21 protein-coding genes and 1 tRNA gene are annotated in these 23315 nt (G+C 61.7%); 19 read left to right on the top strand and 3 right to left on the bottom strand.

The window, feature by feature from the left end:
- Positions 1 to 26 precede the first annotated feature (26 nt).
- Positions 27 to 1211: a hypothetical protein gene (locus AC1ROB_RS15515; RefSeq protein ID WP_492970226.1), complete on the bottom strand. Its 1185-nt coding sequence runs from the start codon at positions 1209 to 1211 to the stop codon at positions 27 to 29.
- 261 nt (positions 1212 to 1472) lie between these two features.
- Here AC1ROB_RS15515 and AC1ROB_RS15510 point away from each other — a divergent pair.
- Positions 1473 to 1549, top strand: a tRNA-Arg gene (locus AC1ROB_RS15510).
- A gap of 229 nt (positions 1550 to 1778) precedes the next feature.
- On the opposite strand, the gene AC1ROB_RS15505 is transcribed toward AC1ROB_RS15510, so the two are convergent.
- Positions 1779 to 2096, bottom strand: coding sequence for a hypothetical protein (locus AC1ROB_RS15505; RefSeq protein WP_492970227.1), 318 nt, complete (start codon positions 2094 to 2096; stop codon positions 1779 to 1781).
- 8 nt (positions 2097 to 2104) lie between these two features.
- On the bottom strand, positions 2105 to 2749 hold the full coding sequence (locus AC1ROB_RS15500; RefSeq protein ID WP_492970228.1) for a GntR family transcriptional regulator: 645 nt from the start codon (positions 2747 to 2749) through the stop codon (positions 2105 to 2107).
- A 251-nt stretch (positions 2750 to 3000) separates the two neighbouring features.
- Between AC1ROB_RS15500 and AC1ROB_RS15495 the strand changes: the two genes are divergently transcribed.
- The 18 genes from AC1ROB_RS15495 to AC1ROB_RS15410 all read left to right on the top strand — a co-directional run bounded on the left by AC1ROB_RS15495 (position 3001) and on the right by AC1ROB_RS15410 (position 23283).
- Positions 3001 to 3498, top strand: coding sequence for a gamma-glutamylcyclotransferase family protein (locus AC1ROB_RS15495; RefSeq protein ID WP_492970229.1), 498 nt, complete (start codon positions 3001 to 3003; stop codon positions 3496 to 3498).
- A gap of 44 nt (positions 3499 to 3542) precedes the next feature.
- Complete coding sequence (locus tag AC1ROB_RS15490; RefSeq protein WP_492970230.1) at positions 3543 to 4433, top strand: ABC transporter substrate-binding protein; 891 nt, start codon at positions 3543 to 3545, stop codon at positions 4431 to 4433.
- 152 nt (positions 4434 to 4585) lie between these two features.
- Positions 4586 to 5437, top strand: coding sequence for an amino acid ABC transporter permease (locus tag AC1ROB_RS15485; RefSeq protein ID WP_492970231.1), 852 nt, complete (start codon positions 4586 to 4588; stop codon positions 5435 to 5437).
- Positions 5438 to 5443: 6 nt separating this feature from the next.
- Positions 5444 to 6220, top strand: coding sequence for an amino acid ABC transporter ATP-binding protein (locus AC1ROB_RS15480; RefSeq protein WP_492970232.1), 777 nt, complete (start codon positions 5444 to 5446; stop codon positions 6218 to 6220).
- Positions 6221 to 6244: 24 nt separating this feature from the next.
- Positions 6245 to 6682, top strand: coding sequence for a VOC family protein (locus AC1ROB_RS15475; RefSeq protein WP_492970233.1), 438 nt, complete (start codon positions 6245 to 6247; stop codon positions 6680 to 6682).
- Positions 6683 to 6921: 239 nt separating this feature from the next.
- The gene (gene putA, locus AC1ROB_RS15470) at positions 6922 to 10806 is read left to right on the top strand and encodes a trifunctional transcriptional regulator/proline dehydrogenase/L-glutamate gamma-semialdehyde dehydrogenase (RefSeq protein ID WP_492970234.1); all 3885 of its coding nucleotides are present in this window, start codon (positions 6922 to 6924) and stop codon (positions 10804 to 10806) included.
- A 109-nt stretch (positions 10807 to 10915) separates the two neighbouring features.
- Positions 10916 to 11794 carry an amidohydrolase family protein gene (locus tag AC1ROB_RS15465; protein WP_492970235.1) on the top strand — a complete coding sequence of 293 codons (879 nt, stop codon included), beginning with the start codon at positions 10916 to 10918 and terminating at the stop codon, positions 11792 to 11794.
- Positions 11795 to 11822: 28 nt separating this feature from the next.
- Positions 11823 to 12785, top strand: coding sequence for a Bug family tripartite tricarboxylate transporter substrate binding protein (locus tag AC1ROB_RS15460; RefSeq protein ID WP_492970236.1), 963 nt, complete (start codon positions 11823 to 11825; stop codon positions 12783 to 12785).
- Between the two features lie 19 nt (positions 12786 to 12804).
- The gene (locus AC1ROB_RS15455) at positions 12805 to 13884 is read left to right on the top strand and encodes a 4-oxalomesaconate tautomerase (protein WP_492970237.1); all 1080 of its coding nucleotides are present in this window, start codon (positions 12805 to 12807) and stop codon (positions 13882 to 13884) included.
- A gap of 24 nt (positions 13885 to 13908) precedes the next feature.
- Entirely contained in the window at positions 13909 to 14628 is a 720-nt protein-coding gene (locus tag AC1ROB_RS15450; protein ID WP_492970238.1) for a PIG-L deacetylase family protein, read from the top strand.
- Positions 14625 to 15323, top strand: a complete 699-nt coding sequence (locus AC1ROB_RS15445; RefSeq protein WP_492970239.1) for a 4-carboxy-4-hydroxy-2-oxoadipate aldolase/oxaloacetate decarboxylase — start codon at positions 14625 to 14627, stop codon at positions 15321 to 15323. The genes AC1ROB_RS15450 and AC1ROB_RS15445 overlap by 4 nt, the downstream gene beginning before the upstream one ends.
- A 4-nt stretch (positions 15324 to 15327) precedes the next feature.
- Complete coding sequence (locus AC1ROB_RS15440) at positions 15328 to 16233, top strand: DUF1932 domain-containing protein (protein ID WP_492970240.1); 906 nt, start codon at positions 15328 to 15330, stop codon at positions 16231 to 16233.
- A gap of 36 nt (positions 16234 to 16269) precedes the next feature.
- Positions 16270 to 17568, top strand: coding sequence for a gallate dioxygenase (locus tag AC1ROB_RS15435; protein ID WP_492970241.1), 1299 nt, complete (start codon positions 16270 to 16272; stop codon positions 17566 to 17568).
- A gap of 62 nt (positions 17569 to 17630) precedes the next feature.
- Complete coding sequence (locus tag AC1ROB_RS15430; protein WP_492970242.1) at positions 17631 to 18527, top strand: LysR family transcriptional regulator; 897 nt, start codon at positions 17631 to 17633, stop codon at positions 18525 to 18527.
- 280 nt (positions 18528 to 18807) lie between these two features.
- Complete coding sequence (locus tag AC1ROB_RS15425) at positions 18808 to 19581, top strand: ABC transporter ATP-binding protein (protein WP_492970763.1); 774 nt, start codon at positions 18808 to 18810, stop codon at positions 19579 to 19581.
- Positions 19578 to 20441 (top strand): ABC transporter permease, encoded by an 864-nt coding sequence (locus AC1ROB_RS15420; protein ID WP_492970243.1) that lies wholly within the window; start codon positions 19578 to 19580, stop codon positions 20439 to 20441. The genes AC1ROB_RS15425 and AC1ROB_RS15420 overlap by 4 nt, the downstream gene beginning before the upstream one ends.
- A 30-nt stretch (positions 20442 to 20471) precedes the next feature.
- A complete protein-coding gene (locus tag AC1ROB_RS15415) occupies positions 20472 to 22199 on the top strand; it encodes an N-acyl-D-amino-acid deacylase family protein (RefSeq protein WP_492970244.1) in 1728 nt (575 codons plus the stop codon).
- Positions 22200 to 22224: 25 nt separating this feature from the next.
- Complete coding sequence (locus AC1ROB_RS15410; RefSeq protein WP_492970245.1) at positions 22225 to 23283, top strand: ABC transporter substrate-binding protein; 1059 nt, start codon at positions 22225 to 22227, stop codon at positions 23281 to 23283.
- Positions 23284 to 23315: the final 32 nt, after the last annotated feature.

The raw sequence follows: 23315 nt of genomic DNA, 5'->3' as shown, positions 1-23315 counted from the left end.
TTTTTTTATCTCGTCTCTGCGCCGGATCAGCGCACGAAGACATGCACCTCGTTCGTGGCCGACTGCACATTGCCGCCGGCGGAAACATTCACGCGGCTGGCCGGCAGACCCATATCGGACAGCGAGCGCAGCACGCGGTCCGCATTGCGGCGGGCCTGGTTCTGGTTGCTGGCCGTCTGCGCCTGGGTGCCGGCGCCGGCGACGGCCACCACGTCGAACACCGCATTCGGCTTGCGGGCCAGGGCCTGCGAGACGGCGTTGTACAGGGCCTGCTGATAGGGCACGTCGGCGCGGTCGAAGCGGATGACAACCAGCGGGGTGCGGCCATCGGTGCTGACCGGGCCGGCAGCATCGGCGGCAGCAAACTGCTGGGCGCCGGCATAGAAATTGGCGCGATTGCCCAGGCCCGGGCCAAGCAGTTCGCCCTGTTTGATCGCGGCGGACAGCGTGGTCAGGTTGGTGCGTTCGGCGCCGATGTAATTGGTCTGGCGGGCAACATCCTGGCTGACCTCGCCCAGCACGCGGTCGATCAGCACGACGGTGCGGGCGGTTTCGTCCTCCAGCACGGCGAGCTGACGATGGTCTTCATCGATGGCGCCGGAGAGGCTGTAGCTCGATTTGATCGACTGCAGCAGGTAGGTCGACATCGCGGAATCGGCGGCCACCTGATTGGCCAGATTGCTCAGATTGCCGACATCGGCCGACATGCGGTCGAGATCGACCTGGGCCTGGCCCCACTGGCTGACCAGAATCGGGTTACCCGGGGTGGTGCCCATCTGCAGGCGGGTCGACACGGCAGCGACCGTGCCGTGGTAGCGCTGCGAATTCTGGGTGGCGCTGGTGCGGATACCCTGCAGCTGCTGGTTCCGCTGGGTCACCTGACCCTGCAACTGGGTCAGTTCGGTGCGCATCTGCTGCACCTTGGTCCCGACGAAAGTGCCGGTCGGCTGGCCGGGCGTAACGCCCGGGGGCACGAAATTGGTGGTGTTCAGGCTCGGCGGGCTGAGGGTCGGATTCGGGTTCGCCTCTGCGGCCGACGCAGGAATCTGCTGGCGATAGGTGTTCGTGCCGGCCGGGTCTTCACCGGTCAGGGAAGGCCAGAGTTCGTCGCCGACATAGGAGCAGCCTGACAGCAGCAGAGCGATGGAAACGGTGCCGACCGAGGTCAGACCGCGACGACGCTGCACCGGATTACGAACATAATTTGCCATGCCACGCCGTCTCGCGTTGATGTTTAGGACTGTTGTCTGCTGGCCTGGAGGCCCCCCGCCACGACAGGATCGCGCCGCCGAAAACGGTCGACTCAAACCTGCTGCGAACAGCGGCATTCTAGGGTTCGTCAATAGCGCCCGCAAGCACCATCTTCCTGTAGAATCCGAGGCTTGCGCCTGTTGCCAACAATCCGGGCTTGGCCCTTGCATCCCCCCGGTGAATTGAGTAGGTTCCGCCCCCGTTGCGGTATCGCCGCGTGTGCGCTCGTAGCTCAGCTGGATAGAGCACCAGACTACGAATCTGGGGGTCAGGAGTTCGAATCTCTTCGAGCGCACCATTTTTTCAATGACTTAAAGAATGCCGCTTCTCCCGCAGGGGTTCTGCCGGGGGTATTTTGCGAAATTATAGCTTCCCTGGCATTTGCCATTCTGGGAAGTCGGGCTGGTGGATTTGGCTCCCGGTCAATTCCGCAAAAGCTGCCCCCGAGTCGGTGGAGTAGCGCCTGAGCATTTCCGGGGCAGTCTCCAAAAACGGCGAACTGTCACGCCCCACCATTTTCAGGCTTTTTACCGTCGCCCGGCAGGCGTCTTTTCCGCTCTGCCGAGCTTCCAGGTTCGCCCATCCTCAAGTGTCACCGGCCAGCGGCGTTTCGCCACCTCGGTGCCGCGCGCCGTGCGATGGGCCGGCACGATCAGGGTGCCGCTGCCATCGCGGCGCTGCCTGAATTCTGCAATCACGGTGATGTCGTCGGAGAATTCCAGCGACACATAGGTCGTGTCCTTGTCCGGCAGGGCGAGAGCGGATTTCGCCAGCGGGACGGGATGTAGCCGTTGGCCGGGATAGAGATGCGAATGTCCGCTGGTTGCCCGGACATAACGGTTCATGAGGGGCGCTATTCTTCCAGCGCGGTGCAGACGATTTCCATGGTCTGCATCACATGCTCGCGCGCCAGTTGCTCAGCGCGATCGCCATCATGGGCTTGCAGAGCCTCCAATAGCTGCTGATGCTGCGCATGCGATACATCCAGCTGCTCGCCGGAGAAGATAATCGGGTCCTGCATGTTCCAGTAGTGGAACTGCGTCTTTTCGTGGAACTGCAGCAGCATCGGATTCTGCGAGGCCTGCAGAATCTTCTGGTGCAGTAGCTGGTTCATGCGGTTCAGCGTCTTGCGCGTCGGGGTGTTTGGCGGGACCATTTCGCCAATCAGCGTAGCGATCTCGGTCAGCTCGGAATCGGTGATGCGTTCGGCTGCCAGGCGCGTGGCATAGCCTTCTATTGCGATGCGGCTCTCGAAGATCGCTTTCACGCCGGCGGTATCGACCGTCTGCACGACCCAGCCGCGATCGCGAACCACGAAGCCTTCGCCCTGCAGCCGCAGAAGGGCTTCGCGCACCGGTGTACGGCCGGCATCTAGATTCGCCGCGAGGTCTTCTTCCACCAGACGGGCGCCGGGACGCAGGTCGAGTGAAAGGATCCTGGTGCGCAATTCGCGATGGACGCTGGATGCCTGCAGGTCTGCCGAATTCTTACGTGTCATGATTCGCCCCTAAGCACTGATCCAGCCATGATTCCGGGCCGCCAAACAAGACTGCGACACGCGGCGCCGATTAACGGATCGGCACGTATATTTTTTCATATACAGAATTATATACTCCACGGCGAGTGCGAAGTGAAAAGGCCCTGTGAGCATGAATTTATTGGCGGTTTTTCGGGTTAATATTTTCGTATACAAAGACATATATTTTTGTAAATATTGAGTCGTATTCACGATTCAGCAAGGATCATTCGATGTTCTATTTCGCATACTGCACCTGGCTCAACGACCCGGAAATCCGCCGTTACATCCCGAACTGCAAGCTGATCACCAAGGCCTACGCGGCCAACTACCGCCTGCAGTTCCATGCCGCCGGCGACCGCAAGGACCGCGGTTGGTGCCATCTGAACGGCGTGATGGATGCATGGGGCGAGAAATGCCTCGGCGCCGTGTTCGAGGACACCAGCGGTTTCGCCGAGGACTACGACGATTTCGAGCGTTTCGCGCTCACCGTCCATGGCGACGACGGCAAGACCTACGACTGCTGGACCTACCGCCTGATCACGCCGGGCATCGCGATGCGGCCGCCGAATTTCTACTGGCAGCATATCCCGGACGGCCTGAAGGCGATGAAATTCCCGGCCGACTATATCGCCAAGGTGCAGGCCACCTTCGATGCGGCGGCTGAATGCCCGCGCGCCGACCGGCCAAATCCATCCGCCATTCCGGGCAAATCTGCCGCCAGCCGATAGTCCAAACCATCAGGCAGGACCGTTATAAAAACAGGGGGTGTATCATGTTCAAGAAAATCGCGTCTGTCGTCTTTACCGTTTCCATGGTTGGCCTGGGGGGGATGACCCAGGTTTCAACTGCGCATGCTCAGGTCAAGCTTTCGCCTGAGGTGCTGGCGCTGATTCCGGCCGAGATCAAGCAGCGTGGTACGTTGCGCGTCGGCTCGCAGCAGACTTTCCCGCCGGTGGAATTCCGTGAACCGGGCAAAACGGAAGTCACCGGTGCCAGCGCCGACCTGCTGGTTGAAGTGGCCAACCGGCTGAACCTCAAGCTTGATTACATCCAGTCGGAATATGCAGCCCTTATTTCCGGCGTCGAAGCCGACCGCTTCGATATCGCATCGGGGGGCATCAGCGACACGGAAGAGCGCGAGCAGAAACTCGACTTCGTCAATTACATGCAGTCGGGTGGCAGCATCATGGTGCTGGCGGCCAGTACCGATAAATTCGACACCATCATGGATTTTTGCGGCAAGGGCATCGCCACGATGCTGGGCGGCCGCACGATCATGACGGCGGTGGAAGCGGCTTCCGAGCGTTGCACCAAGGATGGCAAGCAGCCGATCCGTGCCGAACAGCTGCCGACCGCGCCGGATTCGCGCATGCAGCTCGATCTCAAGCGGGTGGAAGGCTATATCGGCGACTTTCCGGCGCTGGTCTATATGGGATCGCAGTTCCCGGGGCGCTACCGCATCGTCGGCGGCAACTACATGTTGACGCCCTACATTACTTCCTGGGCCTTTGCCAAGAATCGTGCCGGCCTGCGCGATGCTGTGCAGAAGGCGACCCAGAGCATGCTGGAAGATGGCACTTACAAGAAGATCCTCGAGAAATGGGGCGTCGGTGGCGCGGCTTTGCCGGTCATCACCGTCAACCTGCCGTCGAGCAAGCGGTAACACTGTGAGGTGGCGTGCCGGCCGTTGTCATGGCCGGCACTGTCGTCGGCGGTTCGGCCGGGTGTTCCGAGGGGCATCCGGCCGGATCGAACCAGAGGCAGGGTGGTGTGCTATAACGCCGTCATCCGCGTCCCATTCCAGAGGCTAGTCCCGTGACTCCTTCCCTCCGCAAGCCAGCGCATCCGACGCGCCGCGTCGTGCATCGCCGGCACTGGGGTGCTTGGCTGTTCGGCATCATCGTGCTGCTGCTGCTGGGTGCCATCGTCAATGCCGGCATCAAGTCGAAGGTGGTAGATCCCGGCATCTTCCTTGATTACGTCTTTAGCAAGAACATCCTGATCGGAGCTGGCAATTCGATCATGCTGGGCACGGTGGCTTTGCTGCTGGCAGTCGCTGTTGGCCTGATCGTGGCGATCATGCGGGTCAGCGGCAATCCGATCCTCGTCGGCTTTGCGGCGACATACGTTTATCTGTTCCGCGGCACACCCATGCTGATTCAGCTGATCTTCTGGTTCAACGCGTTTCCGATCATGTTCACCGACCTGCATATAGGCATTCCGTTCACCGATATCGTTCTGGTGAATGCGCCGATGACCAAGGTGATCACGCCCTATGTGGCGGCCCTGGCGGGTTTAAGCCTGGCTGAAGGCGCCTATATGGCCGAAATCATCCGTGGCGGTTTCCTTGCGGTCGACCAAGGCCAGCGCGATGCGGCCCGCTCGCTCGGCATGACCGGGAATGCGGTAATGCGCAAGGTGGTGATCCCGCAGGCGGCGCGCATCATCGTGCCGGCCACCGGAAACCAGTACATCATGCTGCTGAAATCGACTTCGCTGGCTTCGGCCATCGGCTATCTCGAACTGCTGCGCATCAGCACGGATATCTACGCGGCGAACTTCCGCGTCGTTGAACTGCTGGCCGTCGCCGGCTTCTGGTACCTGGTGATGACGGCGGTGGCCACCGCGTTGCAGACCACGCTCGAAAAACTCTATCCGCACCGGTAGGCCGCCATGACCCAGACTCCTGTGGCTATCGAACTGTCTAGCTTGACCAAGTATCGCGGCACCCAGGCGGTGCTGCGCGATGTCAGCTTCACCGTGCCGCGCGGGCAGGTGGTTGCCGTGCTGGGGCCTTCGGGTGCCGGCAAGTCGACGCTACTGCGTTGCATCAACCATCTGGAGACCATCGACGGCGGCAAGATCTTCGTCGAGCAGCAGCTGATCGGTTATCGCGAAGAGGCCGGCGTGCTCTACGAACTGGCCGACCGTGATATCAGCCTGCAGCGCCGCGGCATCGGTATGGTGTTCCAGAGCTTCAACCTGTTCCGACATGTGACCGTGCTCGACAATGTAATGTCCGGCCCCGTGCATGTGCTGCATATGCCACGCAACAAGGCCGAAGTGCTGGCGCGCGGCCTGCTGGAACGCGTTGGTCTGCAGGAAAAGGCCGGGGCCTATCCCAACCAGCTATCGGGCGGCCAGCAGCAACGCGTGGCGATTGCCCGCGCGCTGGCGATGTCGCCCGCCGTCATGCTGTTGGATGAGCCGACCAGCGCGCTCGATCCCGAACTGTCGCAGGAGGTGATCGCAGCGATCCGTCGCCTGGCCGATGACGGCATCACGCTGATGATCGCCACCCATGAAATGGCATTGGCGCGGGATTTCGCCGATCGCGTGCTATTCATGGTCGATGGCGCGCTGGTGGAAGACGCGCCGGCCAAGCAGTTCTTCAGCGATCCGCAGCATGAACGCAGCCGGCAGTTCCTCTCGCGCATGAGTGCGCATTGATTTTCCGAGCATAAGGGTATCGTCATGTCGCCGTTCAAACAGCTCCATCACATCTGCATCGTCGTCCACGATCTCGCCTCTTCCGTTGCCTATTACGAGAAGCTGGGAGTCGGGCCATGGTATGATTATCCCAAGGGCGGCAAATACGAATTCTTCGAGGTGCCGAACAAGGCCGCCTCGGATGGCATGCGCTACAAATGCGTCGATCTCGACAATGTGCAGATCCAGCTGTGCCAGCCGCCGGAACTGGACTCACCGCAGCGCCGCTTCCTCGATACTCATGGCGAGGGCGTCTATCACCTGGGCTTCGAGGTACCGGACCGCGACCAGGCCGAGGCTGCCGGCCGCCAGCTCGGCCTTGGCGTGGTGGCGCGTGGCAAGCGCGTGGATGGTTCGGGCTTTGCCTATTTCGATACGCGCGAAGGTGCCGGCGTGGTGTTGGAAATCCGCAAGACCGCCTGACCCGAATATCGGCGCAACTGGATGAATGAAGGTTGCGTCTTTTGAAGACTAAATCTAGCGGAAAAGCACGGGGTGAGTGCTGAATAAATTGGCGCGTTCAGATTAATAATATTGTAAATTAATAACTTAATAAATTTCTCAAGGTTGCGCCTTTCGTGTTGACTCGGTTGCGCCTTTTGACCGATGGTCTCGCCAGAAGGGCCTTGAAACAGGCTTGAGTCGTAGGGCGGGAGCGGCGCGTGCCAGTCACCACAATCGGCGTGAAGATTGACGAAGACCTCAAGGCCCGACTGAAACAGGCCGCCGACGGCATCGGGCGCTCGCCGCACTGGCTGATCAAGCAGGCGATCTTCTCGGTGTTGGAAAAGGTCGAGCGCGGCGATGCACTGGATGACCTGTTCGCCGACAGCAAGGCGACTATCGACCTGTCCGATGCCCCGGCCGGGCAGGATGCCATGCAGCCGCCCTTCCTGGAATTTGCCCAGACCGTGCAGCCGCAGAGCGTGCTGCGGGCGCAGATTACCGGCGCCTATCGCCGGCCCGAGCCGGAATGCCTGCCGCAACTGATCGCCGAAGCGACGTTGCCCAAGCCGGTGACGACGCTTGCCCGCGATCTCGCCCGCAGGCTGGTCGAGGCGTTGCGCGCCAAAAGCCAGTCTGGCGTCGTCGAGGGCTTGATCCACGAATACTCGCTGTCCAGCCAGGAAGGCGTGGCGCTGATGTGCCTGGCCGAAGCGCTGCTGCGCATCCCTGATCGCGCCACGCGCGATGCGCTGATCCGCGACAAGATCGGCATCGGCGATTGGGAGGCGCATCTGGGGCACAGCCGTTCGATGTTCGTCAATGCCGCCACCTGGGGCCTGCTGATCACCGGCCGCCTGACAGCGACCAGCAGCGGCAGGTCGCTGTCGGGTGCACTGACCAAGCTGATCGCCAAAGGCGGTGAGCCGCTGATCCGCAAGGGCGTCGATATCGCCATGCGCATGATGGGCGAGCAGTTCGTGTCGGGCCAGACCATTGCCGAAGCGCTGGCTAATAGCCGGAAGTGGGAAGCGCAGGGTTTCCGGTATTCCTACGACATGCTGGGCGAGGCGGCGACCACAGCCGCGGATGCCCAACGTTATTACGTTGATTACGAACAGGCGATCCATGCCATCGGCAAGGCTGCGGCCAGGCGCGGTATCTATGAAGGCCCCGGTATTTCGGTGAAGCTTTCGGCGCTGCATCCGCGTTACAACCGCGCCAATCTGGAGCGCGTGAAGGCCGAGTTGCTGCCACGCCTTAAGGCGCTCACTCTGCTGGCGCGGCGCTATGATATCGGCCTCAATATCGATGCCGAGGAGGCAGATCGTCTCGAAATCTCGCTCGACCTGCTGGAAAGCCTGTGCTTCGACCCGGATCTGGCCGGCTGGAACGGCATCGGCTTTGTCGTGCAGGCCTATCAGAAGCGCGCACCCTTCGTACTCGACTGGATCATCGATCTAGCCCGCCGCAGTGATCATCGCCTGATGGTGCGTCTGGTGAAGGGTGCCTATTGGGACAGCGAGATCAAGCGCGCCCAAGTCGATGGCCTGGAAGGATTCCCGGTCTATACGCGGAAAGTCCATACCGATGTGTCGTATCTGGCCTGTGCCCGCAAGCTGCTGGCGGTACCCGATGCGGTCTATCCGCAATTCGCCACCCATAATGCGCAGACACTCAGCACTATCCATGCGATGGCGGGCGAGAACTATTATACCGGCCAGTATGAGTTTCAGTGCCTGCATGGCATGGGCGAACCGCTGTATGAAGAGGTCGTCGGTCGCGAAAAACTGAATCGACCCTGCCGCATCTACGCCCCGGTCGGCACGCATGAAACCCTGCTGGCCTATCTGGTACGTCGCCTGCTGGAAAACGGTGCCAACACCTCCTTCGTCAACCAGATCGCCGATCAGGCGATTTCTCTCGACAGCCTGATTGCGGACCCGGTCGAAACGGCCATGGCGATCCAGCCGCTGGGCGCGCCACATCCGAAAATCTCCCTGCCGCGCGACATGCTGGGCAAGCGCCGCAACTCTGCCGGCATCGATCTTTCCAACGAACAGCGTCTCGCATCATTGTCTGCCGCGCTGCTGTCGAGTGCCGATCACAGCTGGCGTGCGGTGCCACTGCTGGCGGACGGTGCCGCGGAAGAGGGGGATGCGCAGGTGGTGCGCAATCCGGCCAACCGCAGCGATATCGTCGGGTATGTGATCCCGGCCAGCAATACGCTGGTGACACTGGCAGTGGATGGCGCTGTGGCCGCGGCACCGATCTGGCATGCCACGCCGCCGGCCGAACGCGCGCAATGCCTGTTGCGTGCCGCCGATCTGCTGGAAGCGCGTATGCCACAGCTGCTCGGCCTGATCGTGCGTGAAGCCGGCAAGTCGCTGCCCAATGCCATCGGCGAGGTGCGCGAAGCCATCGACTTCCTGCGCTACTATGCCGAAAGCGTGGCGCATGATTTTTCCAATGACACGCACCGCCCACTCGGGCCTGTGGTTTGCATCAGCCCGTGGAATTTCCCGCTGGCGATCTTCACAGGCCAGGTGGCGGCGGCGCTGGCCGCGGGCAATGTCGTGCTGGCCAAGCCGGCGGAAGAAACGCCGCTGATCGCTGCCCAGGCCGTGCAAATCCTGCGTGAGGCAGGGATACCGGCCGGTGCCGTGCAGCTGCTGCCCGGTGATGGCCGCGTGGGTGCCGCATTGGTGGGGGATACTCGTATCCGTGGCGTGCTGTTCACCGGTTCCACCGAAGTGGCGCGCCTGATCCAGAAACAGCTGGCGTCACGGCTCACGCCCGATGGCAAGCCGATCCCGCTGATTGCCGAAACCGGCGGTCTCAATGCCATGATCGTCGACTCTTCTGCGCTGCCTGAGCAGGTGGTGGCTGATGTGCTGGCCTCGGCTTTCGACTCTGCCGGTCAGCGTTGCTCGGCTTTGCGCATTCTGTGCCTACAGGACGATATCGCCGACCATGTGCTGACCATGCTGAAGGGCGCCATGGCCGAACTCGCCATTGGTTCGCCGGATCGCCTCTCGGTCGATGTCGGCCCGGTGATCACCGCTGCTGCGCAGCAGTCGATACTGGGTCATATCGAGACGATGCGTGGTCGCAAATGCCGCATCGAACAGCTCGCCCTGCCGCCGCAGGCCCGTCATGGCACTTTCGTCCCGCCGACCCTGATCGAGCTGGCCAAGGTTTCCGACCTGAAAGCGGAAGTCTTCGGTCCGGTGCTGCATGTTGTGCGCTATCGCCGCGAGGATCTCGACGCGCTGATCGGCCAGATCAATGCCTCGGGTTACGGCCTGACCTTCGGCCTGCACAGCCGTATCGACGAAACCATCGCCCATGTCACCCAGACGGTCGAAGCGGGCAACCTTTATGTGAACCGCAATATCATCGGCGCCGTGGTGGGCGTGCAGCCCTTCGGCGGTCATGGCCTTTCGGGTACTGGGCCCAAGGCCGGCGGCCCGTTGTATCTGCGTCGCCTCCTGGCGGCGGCGCCCGCCGTGACCGGACTGGCAGGTAAGAGCATGAAGGATTCTGCTGACAACCAGGGTGCGGCCGGGTATCTCGCCTGGCTGATCGGCAAGGGCTATGCGGATGAGGCGCGTCGTTGCCAGGAGTATGTCGCCCGCAGTCCATTTGGCTTTGCCCGCGAACTACCTGGCTCGGTGGGTGAGCGCAATGTCTATGCGCTGTTGCCGCGCGGTGGCGTGCGCTGTGTGGCGCGGTCGTTGTCTGGCCTGCTGCAGCAGGTGGGTGCCGCTTTCGCCACCGGCAATAATGTCCTTCTGACCGAAGGCACGCCCTTTGCCGATATCTTCGATAGCCTGCCTGACGATCTGCGTGCACGGATCAGCATCGATAACAGCAACACCGATGTTGCAGTCGTGTTGTTCGAAGGCGATGGCGATGCCTTGAGCCGGCTGGCGCAGACTCTGGCCGGACATGCGTCGCCGCTGCTGCCGATCTTCAGCGTGTCGGGCAGTTCGGTTTCGACCAACGACGATTATCCGCTCGAATGGCTGGTAACCGAACGCACGGTCAGCACCAACACCACCGCGGCGGGTGGTAATGCCAGCCTGATGAGCGTGGGGTGATATTCTAACGCTTCACGTTTCATGATTAATATTCATTAAAAATCGAATTCATATCATTTGATTCAGGTATCGATCTTTTCGCATCCTGCCTCTCCAGGTAGGAACGCCGATGACAGTCCATCCAACAATCGCGCCGCCGCATCCCGATCCGCGGCTGCCCGCGTTTCGTCTGCCGTCCGGCAGTTGCGACACCCATTGCCATATCTTCGGGCCCAACAGCCTGTACCCTTATGTGCCGGAGCGGCCCTACACGCCGCCCGATGCGCCGCTGGCGATGTTCAAGGCGCTGCATGCCAGGCTGGGCGTCGAGCGTGCCGTCATCGTCAATGCGACGCCGCATGGGCGCGACAACCGTGTCGTCACCGATGCGATCGCACAGAGCAACGGCCGCTACAAGGGCATCGCCAATGTCGATGAAAGCTTCAGCGATGCAGAACTGGCGGCACTGAACACCGCTGGTATCAAGGGCTGCCGCTTCACCTTTTTGCCGCGTCTCGGCGCCTTGCCCGACATGGATGCCTTCGGCCGCATCCTGCGCCGCATCGCGCCGCTGGACTGGCATGTCGATCTCTATCTGCCGGTGACGGGACTGGAACCCTTCCTGCCGATCCTGGCCGACCTGCCGGTGTCTTACGTGATCGATCATATGGGCGTGCCCGATGCGGCGGCCGGCCTTGACCAGTCGGGGTTCCAGACATTGCTGCGGCTGTTCGAACGCGACCGGAAATGCTGGGTCAAACTGACCTGCCCCGAGCGGGTTACCGCCACCGGCGCGCCGTTCCACGATGCCGCGCCGTTTGCGCGCCGCCTGATCGAGATCGATGCGGATCGCGTGCTCTGGGGCACCGACTGGCCGCATCCCAATGTGACGCTGATGCCCGACGACGGCGACCTGGTCGATCTGGTGCCGCTGTTCGCGCCGACAGCGGAGCTGCAGCGCAAGCTGCTGGTCGACAACCCGACGCGGCTGTTCGGCTTCACGGTCTGACTCATAAAAAAACATCGGAGCGAAACGCATGATCCGGAAAGCGGCTGTCATCCTCGGGTTACTCGCCACCGCCATCGGTGCGGCACAGGCGGAAACCTATCCCAGCCGTCCGATCCGCGTGACGGTACCGTTTGGCGCTGGCGGTGTGGCCGATATCACCGTGCGGCTTGTCACCGAGAAGATGGGTGACAAGCTGGGCCAGCGTTTTGTCATTGAGAACCTGCCTGGCGCCGGCGGCGGCCTGGCCGCCCAGCGTGCGCTGGCGGCGCCGGCCGATGGCTATACGCTGGCACTGTTCAGCAACGGCACGGCGGTCAGCGTGCCGCTATTCAAGAGCCTGCCTTTCGATCCGGTGAAGGATTTCGTGCCGATCTCCACCATGGGCACCTTCGATTTCGTACTGGCCGGCAATGGCGCGGCGGCCTATCGCGGCTTAGGCGATTTCATCAAGGCGGCGCAGGCCAAGCCGGGCACCCTGAATATTGGCACCATCAATGTCGGCAGCACGCAGCATCTCTCTGGCCTGCTGTTCGCCAGCGAGGCCAAGATCAAGGTGGTGATGGTGCCCTTCCGCGCCACGCCTGATGCCCTGGTCGGTCTGCTGCGCAACGATGTCGATCTGGTGATCGACTCCTATGCCTCATTGAAATCTGGGTTGGACGACAAGCGCCTGATTGCGTTGGCCACCTCGGGTGCCGCGCGGTCCGAGCTGCTGCCGCAGACGGCTACCGTGGCCGAGCAGGGCGTGCGCGGCTACGACGTCACGTCTTGGAATGCTTTGTTCGCTCGCGCTGGAACGCCGGCCGAGGGGGTGGCGCTGCTGAACAGGACCATGCGCGAGGTTCTGACCGACGATGGGCTGAAGAAGCGTCTGCTGGAACTGGGCATCGAGGCCAAGGCCAGTACGCCAGAGGAACTGGGCAAGCGGCTGAAGGATGATATCGCGCGGTGGTCTGTGGTGATCGACTCAGCCGGTGTGCCGAAACAGTAACGTGGAAGAGGAGTGGGCGATGCAGGATAGCATCCGCTGCATGATGATGCGGGGCGGCACCTCGAAGGGGGCCTATTTTCTCGCCGAGGACCTGCCGGCCGATATCGCAGTACGCGATCGCATCCTGCTGCAGGTGATGGGCTCGCCCGATGCGCGCCAGGTCGATGGCATCGGTGGCGCCCATCCGCTGACCAGCAAGGTGGCGATCGTATCGCGCTCCAGTGACCCGGCCTGCGACATCGATTTTCTGTTCTGCCAGGTCAGTGTGAGCGAGCCGGTGGTGGATACGACGCCGAACTGCGGTAACATCCTGGCCGGCGTGGCGCCCTTTGCCATTGAGCGCGGCCTGATCAAGGCCGGCAGTCCGGAAACCCGGGTCAAAGTGAAGACCATCAACACCGGTACGATTGCCGATATCCTGGTGCAGACGCCGGATGGCAGCGTTGTTTATGGCGGCGATGCGCACATCGACGGGGTGCCCGGCACGGCGGCGCCGGTTGCCATAGATTTCCTGGATGCAGCAGGCTCGGTTTGCGGCAGCTTGCTGCCAACCGGCAACACGGTAGACCGCGTTGCCGGCGTGGATGTCACATTGATCGACAATGGCATGCCGGTCATTGTGCTGCGCGCCGATGCGGTGGGTCGCACCGGCTACGAGCCGCGCGACCAGCTCGACAAGGACGTGACGCTGAAGGCACGGCTGGAGGAGATTCGCCTTGCCGCCGGACCCTTGATGAACCTGGGTGATGTGTCGAAACGCGTGGTGCCCAAGATTGCGTTGGTGGCGCCACCGCAGATGGCTGGTGGCCATCTGTGCACCCGCAGCTTCATCCCGCATGAGTGCCACGCCTCGATCGGTGTTTTCGCCGCCGTGACAGTGGCCACCGCCTGCGTGCTGCCTGGCTCGCCGGCGGCCAGTGTCGCGCGGATTCCCGTCGGCCCGGTAAAGGTGATGTCGGTAGAGCATCCGACCGGCGAATTCACCGTGCGGCTCGAAGTGGATGAGAGCGGCAACCAGCCGGTGATTACCCGCGCCGGCCTGCTGCGCACGGCGCGCGCCCTGTTCGACGGCCGCGTCTTCCTGCGCGGCGCCGCGTAAATCAAGCAGTGAGGAGAGTATTGCATGGCTGAGAAAACAGGTCTCGTCGTCACGGCCCATCCGGGCGATTTCGTCTGGCGCGCCGGCGGCGCCATCGCACTGCATGTGAAGCAGGGCTATCGCGTCAAGATTGTCTGCCTGGCCTATGGCGAGCGCGGCGAGAGCCAGTGGGCCTGGAAGAAGGCCGGGGTGAAGCTGGAGGACGTGAAGGCGCAGCGCCGCGAGGAATCGCAGAAGGCCGCCGAGGTTCTGGGTGCTGAGATCGAATTCTTCGATGCCGGCGATTATCCGCTGCGCCAGACCGACGAGATGCTGGATCGGCTGGTCGATATCTACCGCGAAGTGAAGCCGAAATTCGTGCTGACCCATGCGCTGGAGGATCCATATAACTTCGACCATCCGCTGGCCGCGCATATCGCGCAGGAGGCCCGCATCATCGCCCAGGCTGCCGGCCACAAGCCCGATCCCGAGCGTGCCTATACCGCGCCGCCGGTCTTCCTGTTCGAGCCGCACCAGCCCGAGCAGTGCAATTTCAAACCGCAGGTAATCCTGAATATCGATGAGGTCTGGGAGACCAAATACAAGGCCTTCCAGATTCTCGCCGCGCAGAAGCACCTGTGGGAATACTACTCGCGCGTCGCGCTCAACCGCGGCATGCAGGGCGGCCGCAATGCCGGCATCGCTATGACCTATGGCGAGGCCTATCAGCGGCTGTTCCCCGCCGTCGTGAGTACGCTGTCATGAAACCGGTCGTCGTCCGCAACATTCCGCGCGTCGATCAGGCCACGGTGGATGTGCTGGCCGGGCTGGGTGTTTCCACCAGCCACGAGGCCTCGAGCCGTTCTCCCAACCTGATGAAGACCTATATGCGACCGATCTGGCCGGGCGCGCAGGTGGCCGGCAATGCGGTCACCGTGCTGGCGCAGCCAGGCGACAACTGGATGCTGCATGTGGCCGTCGAGCAGTGCCAGAAGGGTGACATCCTTGTGGTGGCCTGCACGACGGAGAACAGCGACGGCATGTTCGGCGACCTGCTGGCGACGTCGCTCAAGGCCAGGGGCGTGGTCGGCCTCGTGATCGATGCCGGCTGCCGCGATGTGAAGACGCTGCGCGAGATGGGTTTCCCGGTCTGGTCAAAGGCGATCAATGCGCGCGGCACCGTCAAGGCGACGCTGGGTAGCGTGAATGTGCCGGTGGTCTGCGCCGGGGCCCCGGTCAATCCCGGTGATGTCGTCGTGGCCGATGACGACGGCGTGGCGGTCATCCCGGCCGCCGATGCCGCGACGGTCGCCAAGGCCGGTCAGGCCCGCGAAGCCAACGAAGGCGAAAAGCGCGCAAAACTGGCCTCGGGCGTGCTGGGCCTCGATATGTACAAGATGCGCGAGGGACTGGCGGCTGCCGGACTGGTCTATGTCGATCATCCCTACAAGGGGAACTGACGTCATGACCAATCATCCACGTATTGCCTTCATCGGTTTCGGCGAGGCCGCGCAGGCTTTCACCAGGGGGTGGCGCAATGAGGCGATGCCCTGTTCGGTCACGGCCTACGATCTGTTGCTAGACGATCCGGCCCGGGCCGAGGGTAAGCGGCGCGAGTGTGCAGTGCTGGGCGTGACGGTGGCCGTAAGCGCCACGGCTGCAGCGGAATCCGCCGATATCGTGATCTCGGCCGTGACCGCCGACCAGGTGATGCAGGCGGCCGCCAGCATTCTGCCCGCAATACGGCCCGGCCTGCTGTTTCTCGACATCAATTCGGCCGCCCCGTTCCGTAAGACGGCGGCCGCCCTGTCGTTGGCCGAAGGCGGTGTCGAAACAGTTGATGTCGCGGTGATGGCGCCGGTTTATCCGAAACTGCACAAGACGCCGCTGCTGCTCAGCGGCGCGGGTGCGGCCAGGGTGGCGCCGATTCTGACCGCGCTGGGCATGGACCTGGAAGTGGTGTCAGATGAGCCGGGCGATGCCTCCACCGTGAAGATGGTGCGCAGTATTGCAATCAAGGGCATCGAAAGTGTTGTGATGGAATGCATGGTTGCCGCCGTAAAGCTCGGCGTCGAGGGCCGCGTGGTGCCGTCAATCAGCGATTATCTGTCGAAAAAGGATTTCGCCGCGCTGGCCAATCATGTCATGGAGCGTGTGGTGGTGCATGGGAAACGTCGCGCCGCCGAGATGCGCGAGGTGGTCGATACGCTGGAAGCTGCTGGTCTGAGTCATTTCATGCCGGCGGCGACAGCGGCGCATCAACAGTGGGTTGCCGATCTCGACCTTGCCTCACGCTTTGCCGGTCCAGTGCCAAAAGACGGACGCGCCATCGCTGCTGCCCTGCTGGTGCGGCAGACGGCACAGTCTTAAACTCTTCGCTGTTCCTTTTATCAACGGTTCCACGCCATGGCCCGCATCATCGGCTCGATCGCTACCTCGCACACGCCCACCATCGGATTCGCGCATGACTGGAAAACGAAGGATGATCCGGTCTGGGGTCCGATTTTCACGGCCTATGAACCGATCCGCGACTGGATCGCCGACCGGAAGCCCGATGTGTTCTTCGTGATCTACAACGATCACATCACGTCCTTCTTTTTTGACCATTATTCGGCCTTCGCACTCGGCATCGGCAACGAATACAAGGTTGCCGATGAAGGCGGCGGTTCCCGTGACCTGCCACCGGTCGGCGGCCATGCGGCGCTGGCGCAACATATCGGCGCTTCGCTAATGGCCGATGAATTCGATATGTCGTTTTTCCAGAACCGCGCGCTGGACCACGGCTGCTTCTCGCCGCTGTCCATGCTGATGGAGCACAAGACCGGCTGGCCGGTGCCGATCATCCCGCTGCAGGTTGGCGTGCTGCAGTTCCCCATTCCGAGCGCGCTGCGCTGCTGGAAGCTGGGGCAGGCGCTGCGTCGCGCTATTGAGAGCTATCCGGAAGACCTGAAGGTCGCGATCCTGGCTACCGGTGGGCTGTCGCATCAGGTGCATGGCGAACGTGCCGGCTTCAACAACATCGACTGGGATATGGAATTCCTGGAATTGTTCGAGAAGAATCCGCAGAAACTGACGCAGATGACCCATGCCGAATATGCCACCCTGGGCGGCATGGAAGGCTCGGAAGTGATCATGTGGCTTATCATGCGTGGCGCCATGAACGAGAAGGTCAGAAAGCTGCACCAGACCCATTACCTGCCGTCCATGACGAGCATTGCCACGGCGATCTACGAGAACGCGGAAGATATCATACCGTCGCAGGAGGCCGTCGCCGCCCAGCGCACCCATATCGATCGCCAGATGGCGGGTGCAGAAAAGCTGGAAGGCACTTACCCCTACACATTACAGCGCAGCGTGAAGGCGCATCGCATCAACCGGTTTTTGCACGACCTGATCATCCCGGCCCATCGCGAGGCTTTTCTGGCCGATGCCGATGCGGCTTTTGAAAAGGCGGGCCTGTCGGTGGAGGAGCGTGACTTGATCCGGCGACGCGACTGGCGTGGCCTGATCCACTATGGCGCAATTTTCTTTGTGCTGGAAAAGCTCGGTGCGGTGACGGGCATCTCTAATCTGCATATCTATGCCGCCATGCGCGGCGAGACGCTTGAGGATTTCCAGAAGACCCGCAATGCGCCGGGTGCCCTATATTCTGTTGCCGGCAAGAGCGCTGGGGCGCAGAGCTGGGACAAGCCGGCCAAGACATAAGCGCCCGGCGATGCTAAACAGGATGCCATACGGGGCAATGAGACGCCTGAAGCGGAACGCCGATGCGGATTGATTTTCTGGGCCTTGAGGCCTTTCTTAGCATTGCCGATCACGGGAGCTTCCATCGTGCTGCCGCGAATCTGAATCTTTCGCAGACAGCCCTCAGCCATCGCATGAAAAAGCTGGAGGATGATCTCGGCGTCAAACTGCTGACCCGCACCACGCGGCATGTGGCGCTTACCCCGGCAGGTGTCGAACTCTTGCCCAATGCCCGTCGCCTGATGGCAGATATCTCTGCGTCTTTCGATGAACTCCGGCAGCAGGGGCGGGCGAGGCAGGAAAAGCTGGTGATCGGTTGCCTGCCCACCATTGCGGTGCATTATCTGCCGCCGTTACTGGGCCAGCTACGCAAGACCTTTCCCGACCTGAATATTCGCGTGCTCGACAACTCCAAGTCGGAGATCGCGGAGAAGGTGCATAGCGGCGAGGCTGAATTTGGCATCACGATTGTCGCCGCCGACCGTTGGGACCTCGAAATCACGCCGCTGATGAAGGAGCCCTTTATGTTGATCTGCGCCACCGCTCATCCACTGGCGACGCAGAAATCGGTTAGCTGGTCATCCCTGCAGGGCGAACCGCTGGTCAGGGTCAGTACCCAGACCGGCAATCGCCAGCTGATCGACGACGCGTTGGGCGCCCGGCGTGAGGAAATGACCTGGCGGTATGAGGTCCAGCATGTGGTCAGTGCCATTGGACTGGTGCGTGCCGGCCTGGGTCTGGCGGTGGTGCCGCAACTGGCCGTCAATGTAGCGGATTCGCCCGGCGTGGTCGCCGTACCGCTGCGGAATCCCACCATTTCGCGCACGCTGGGTGTCGTGGCGCGTCGCGGTGTGCCGCTGTCACCCGCCGCTGATACTCTGCTCGCGCTGCTGCGCAAGCATGTCAAAGCTACGGCATAACTTCGGCATTTCGATTCGGCCGGTTCGGTCGATGACCGCAACGAAACCTCTGTCCGCTTCCATATCCCATTCCTGAAACGTACCGATGAGGAGCGATGCCGTCTAAGGCATCACGCTGCCTGCGGCTTGACCGCTGGCTCCGCTCAGCATGCTTCATCTTTGACCATAATGCGGCGCAGCATGAGACTGTCGGCCCTGTGGACAAGAAATCTGTTGACCATCCTGCAATCCCCCTATTGTATTATCAATGTAACAATTGAGGGATTCGGGCCGCGTGCCGATGATCGCCATCCGGGATGTCAGTAAAGTCTTCGTGGCTCGCGGCTGCGAAGTGTCGGCATTGCTGCCAACCTCGCTGGATATCGAAGCTGGTTCCTTCGTTTCCTTTGTCGGCCCAAGTGGTTGCGGCAAGTCAACCCTGCTCAATATGATCGCCGGCATTGTTGAGCCGACGGGCGGAAACCTGATCCATGACGGTCGGGCTGTCAGCGGCATCAACACCCATGTTGGCTACATGACCCAGGCCGACAGTCTGCTGCCCTGGCGCACGGCAGAGGAAAATGTTGCTTTTCCCCTGCATCTGCGCGGCTTCTCGAAGGCGGAGGCCGAAGCCAGAGTCACGAAGATGCTGGATATGGTCGGTCTCGACGGTTTCCGCAGGCATTTCCCGTCGGAACTGTCGGGCGGCATGCGCAAGCGTGTCGCGCTTGCCCAGGTGCTGGCCTATGACCCCGGCACGCTGCTGATGGACGAACCCTTCGGGGCGCTCGATGCGCAGTTGAAGCTGGTGATGCAGGGCGAGTTGAGCCGAATCTGGGAAGAAACCCGCAAAACCATTGTCTTTGTAACGCACGATCTTGCCGAGGCCATTGCGCTGTCGGATCGGGTGGTGATTTTCAGTGGCCGCCCCGGGCGTATTAAGGCGATCAAGTCCATCGACCTGCCCCGGCCGCGGGATGTGTTCAAGCTGCAGTTCGATCCGGATTTCCGCGCGCTTTACAACGAATTGTGGGACGCGCTGGCGCCCGAAATTGTCGCGGCGGGTCGCGCATGAGCAGCGATACGGCCAACAAGCCATTCGATGCCGGCGAAATCCGCAAGGCACCCGGACATTCTGCGCCCGGGTATTTCGTCCGTGCCGCCGAACGGGCAGAGCGCGCGCGGCGATGGGGCATACGGATCGGTCAGGTTGCCGTTGGCATTGCCATCCTGGCGCTCTGGCAGTTTGCATCCGGCCGGCTGATCGATCCCTTTTTCATATCTTCGCCGTTGGAAGTTGCCGTGAAGCTATGGCTTTGGCTGCGCAACGGAACACTGGCCAATGCCTTCTCCTACACCATGCAGGCCATGGCAGCCGGTTTCGTCATCGGCAGCACAACCGGCTTCTTCATCGGGTTTCTGCTCGGGCGATCGGATACCACCGCGCGGCTTTTTGACCCTTATATCACGGCGATCTACTGCCTGCCCAAGATTGCGCTGGCGCCGCTTTTGATCATGTGGTTCGGCATCGGCATCGAAAGCAAGATCGCGATGTCGGCTCTGATCGTATTCTTCCTGGTTTTTCTCAATACCTTCGCCGGCGTACGCGATGTCAGTTCGATTCATATCAATGCCGCGCGCATCATGGGCGCCAACAGCTGGCAACTCTTGCGCCATGTGATTTTCCCTTCGGCGGCCGCCTGGGTTCTCACCGGCCTGAAGGTCTCGGTGCCCTATGCCCTGATCGGCGCGGTGGTGGGCGAATTGATTTCTTCCAATCGCGGCATCGGCTTCCTGATCGGGCAGGCGTCCGGACTTTTCGATACGGCGGGAGTTTTTGCCGGTCTGGTGGTTCTGGCGGTAACCGGCATTGCCCTGAATAGTGGCCTCAAGGCCTTGGAAAACCATCTGCTGCGCTGGCGTGAAGCGAAATGACGGCCATGGTTTTATCTGAAGAGGACCGGAATGGCGTATGACCTGAAGATTGTTGGCGGCACGATTATCGATGGCACCGGGGCGCCGGGCTACCGCGGCGATGTCGGGATCAAGGATGGTCGTGTTGTTGCCCTGGGCGATGCGCCTGATGCGGCCAACCGTACGATCGATGCCGACGGTTTGGTGGTCTCTCCCGGGTTTGTCGACATTCACACGCATTATGACGCCCAGGTCTTCTGGGATCCGATGCTGACGATTTCCCCCTGGCACGGCGTTACCAGTGTGGTGATGGGAAGCTGCGGGTTCGGCATTGCACCGACGCGCCCCAAGGATCGGAGCCTGATCCTGCGCACGCTTGAGCGCGTCGAGGCAATGCCTCTGGATGCTCTTGAAGCCGCGCTGGGCGATGACTGGCCGTTTGTGACCTTCCCGGAGTATCTCACAGCGCTTGAGCAGCGCGGCACGGCAATCAATGTCGGCGTCATGATCGGACACACCCCGACCCGCCTTTATGTGATGGGCGAGGAAGCCGTGGAACGCGCGGCTACCCCCGACGAGATTCGGCAGATGCAGGATATCGTACGGGAAGGGATGCAGGCCGGCGCCATTGCCTTCGCCACGTCGGTCTCGCGTATCCATATCGGCTTCGACGGCAAGCCAATTCCCAGTCGTCTGGCTGAATTCGATGAACTGAAGGCCCTGGCGCGTGCCGTTGGCGAAGCCGGCAGCGGCGTGATTCACTTCAACGGCGCGCGTGAACCGTTGTTCGACCAGTATCTGGCCATGCATGAAGAAAGTGGCCGCCCGGTCTGCTGGACAGCCCTGTTGTCGGGGCAACTCGGTCCCGGACGGCATCGCGAAAGCCTGGCGCGCACCAGTCAGTTGCTGGCCGAAGGCAAGCCAATCTATCCCCAGGTCGCCTGCCGGCCGATTGTCAGTGAGTTCGACTTCCGCTCGCCGGTGGTTTTCGACACCTGGAGCCTGTTCAAGCCGGTGCGCGTCGCCAAAAGCGAGGCCGAGCTGCTGGCCATTTATAAGGATGCGGCCTTCCGCCACCAGTTTCGTGAAGAGGTGGCGGGCCGCGGCGGCCGGGATAGCGATTTCTCCGGCGGCAAGGACGAAGGCGAGATGCGCCGCGCTTCCTGGAAACTGACCGAGATCAGTTTTTGCGAAGAACATCCTGAACTGGTCGGCCGCAAGCTGGAGGATGTTGCCGCTGAGAAGGGGGTATCCCCTGTCGATCTGATTCTCGACCTGGCCGTGGACAGCAATCTGCGCACCCGTTTCCGTATGCCGCTGGTCAATTTCCAGGAAGACGAAGTGGAAGAACTGCTACGCGATCCCAACACCGTGGTGGGACTCGGCGATGGCGGCGCGCATCTCTCGCAGCTCTGCGATGCCTGTTATGCGACGCATCTGCTCGGCCACTGGGTGCGGGAGAAGAAGTCGTTCAGCCTGGAGCGTGGTGTGCATATGCTGACCGGGCGCACCGCGGCGATTTTTGGTATCACCGATCGTGGCCTGCTCGCCGTCGGGAAGCCGGCCGATGTTGTGGTCTTCGATCCAGCGACCATCGGTGCCGGCCCGCTTGAGCGCGTTTATGACCTGCCTGCCGGCGCAGATCGACTGATATCCCGGGCCTCAGGCATTCATACCGTCATTGTCAACGGCACGGTGCTGCCGCCGCCAGGGGAAGACATGCCGGCTGGCGTCAGGCTGCCGGGCCAGGTGCTGCGCAGCGCACCGGCCGTCAGTTGAATCGGATTTAACGGAGGAGGGGATCATGGAAGGTATCGAGCGTAGGGCGTTTCTGCAGGGCGTTGCGTCGGTCGGCTTCATCGGCAGCCTCGGTATGCCGGCTTTCGGTCAGACCGGCCTGGCGGCATCGAGCTTGCGCTCGAATGCCAAATCCTTCCTCTGGGGCGCGGAAGATTTCGCGCAGGGGACCGGCCTGTTCAGCAAGGCCGGCCTGAAGCTCGAACTGGCGGCAACCAATCGTGGCGTCAATCAGGATGCGCTGATCGGCGGCGCCGCCGATATCCTGCTGGGTGCGCCGACGCAGAATATGCGTGTCCAGATCCGGCGCCAGCCGGTCAAAATGATCTGTGGCTGGGTCAATAAATTTGCCTCCAACGTCGTGATCAAGAAAGAGATTGCCGACAAGGCCGGCATCACCGAAGCTTCGCCGCCGGAAAAGAAGGCTGCGGTTCTGCGTGGCCTGAAAATCGGCACCACGGGTGCGGGCGGCGGGCCGGATCAGCTGGCCCGCTATTTCCTGCGCCTGGCCAAGATCGATGCGGATCGGGACGCAACTCTGGTTCCGATCCAGGGCGGTGTTTCGCCAACCCTGGCCGCGTTCGAACGCGGCACCATTGATGGCTTTGTGCTGTCGTCACCCGCTTCCGATATGGCGGTATCGAAGTTCGGTGCCGTCTATCTGTTTAATATGGTGACCAATCCGCCGCCGGAATTGAAGGACTACCTCTACATCACGGCCAGCGTCAGCGAGAAGACGATCAAGGACAAGCCGAACGAGCTTACGGCCTACTGCAAGGGCATCGCCATGGCGCTGAAGGGTGTCGACAGCGATCCGGCAGGTTTCAAGGCCTTTGCCAAGGAATACTTCGCCGATATGGATCCGGCCCTGTTTGAAGTGGCCTTTGCCAACAATGTCGGCATGTACATGAAAACGCCGGTTCCGACCAAAGCCCAGTTCGATCTGAATCTGGACTTCCTGGACAACGAGCTGAAGACGCTGAGTCAGCCTGGCATTCCCGCGGGCTTCAAGTTCGAGGATTCCTACGATCTGCGGTTTGTCGAATCCGCGATGCGCGGGCTCTGAAGCGAACCCGGGCAAAGGGCGAGGCAATCGGC

The sequence above is a fragment of the Ferrovibrio sp. GW821-FHT12F09 genome (assembly GCF_058806775.1).
Note: the sequence above shows the minus strand (reverse complement) of the source record. Positions and strands in the feature narration are given on the sequence as shown.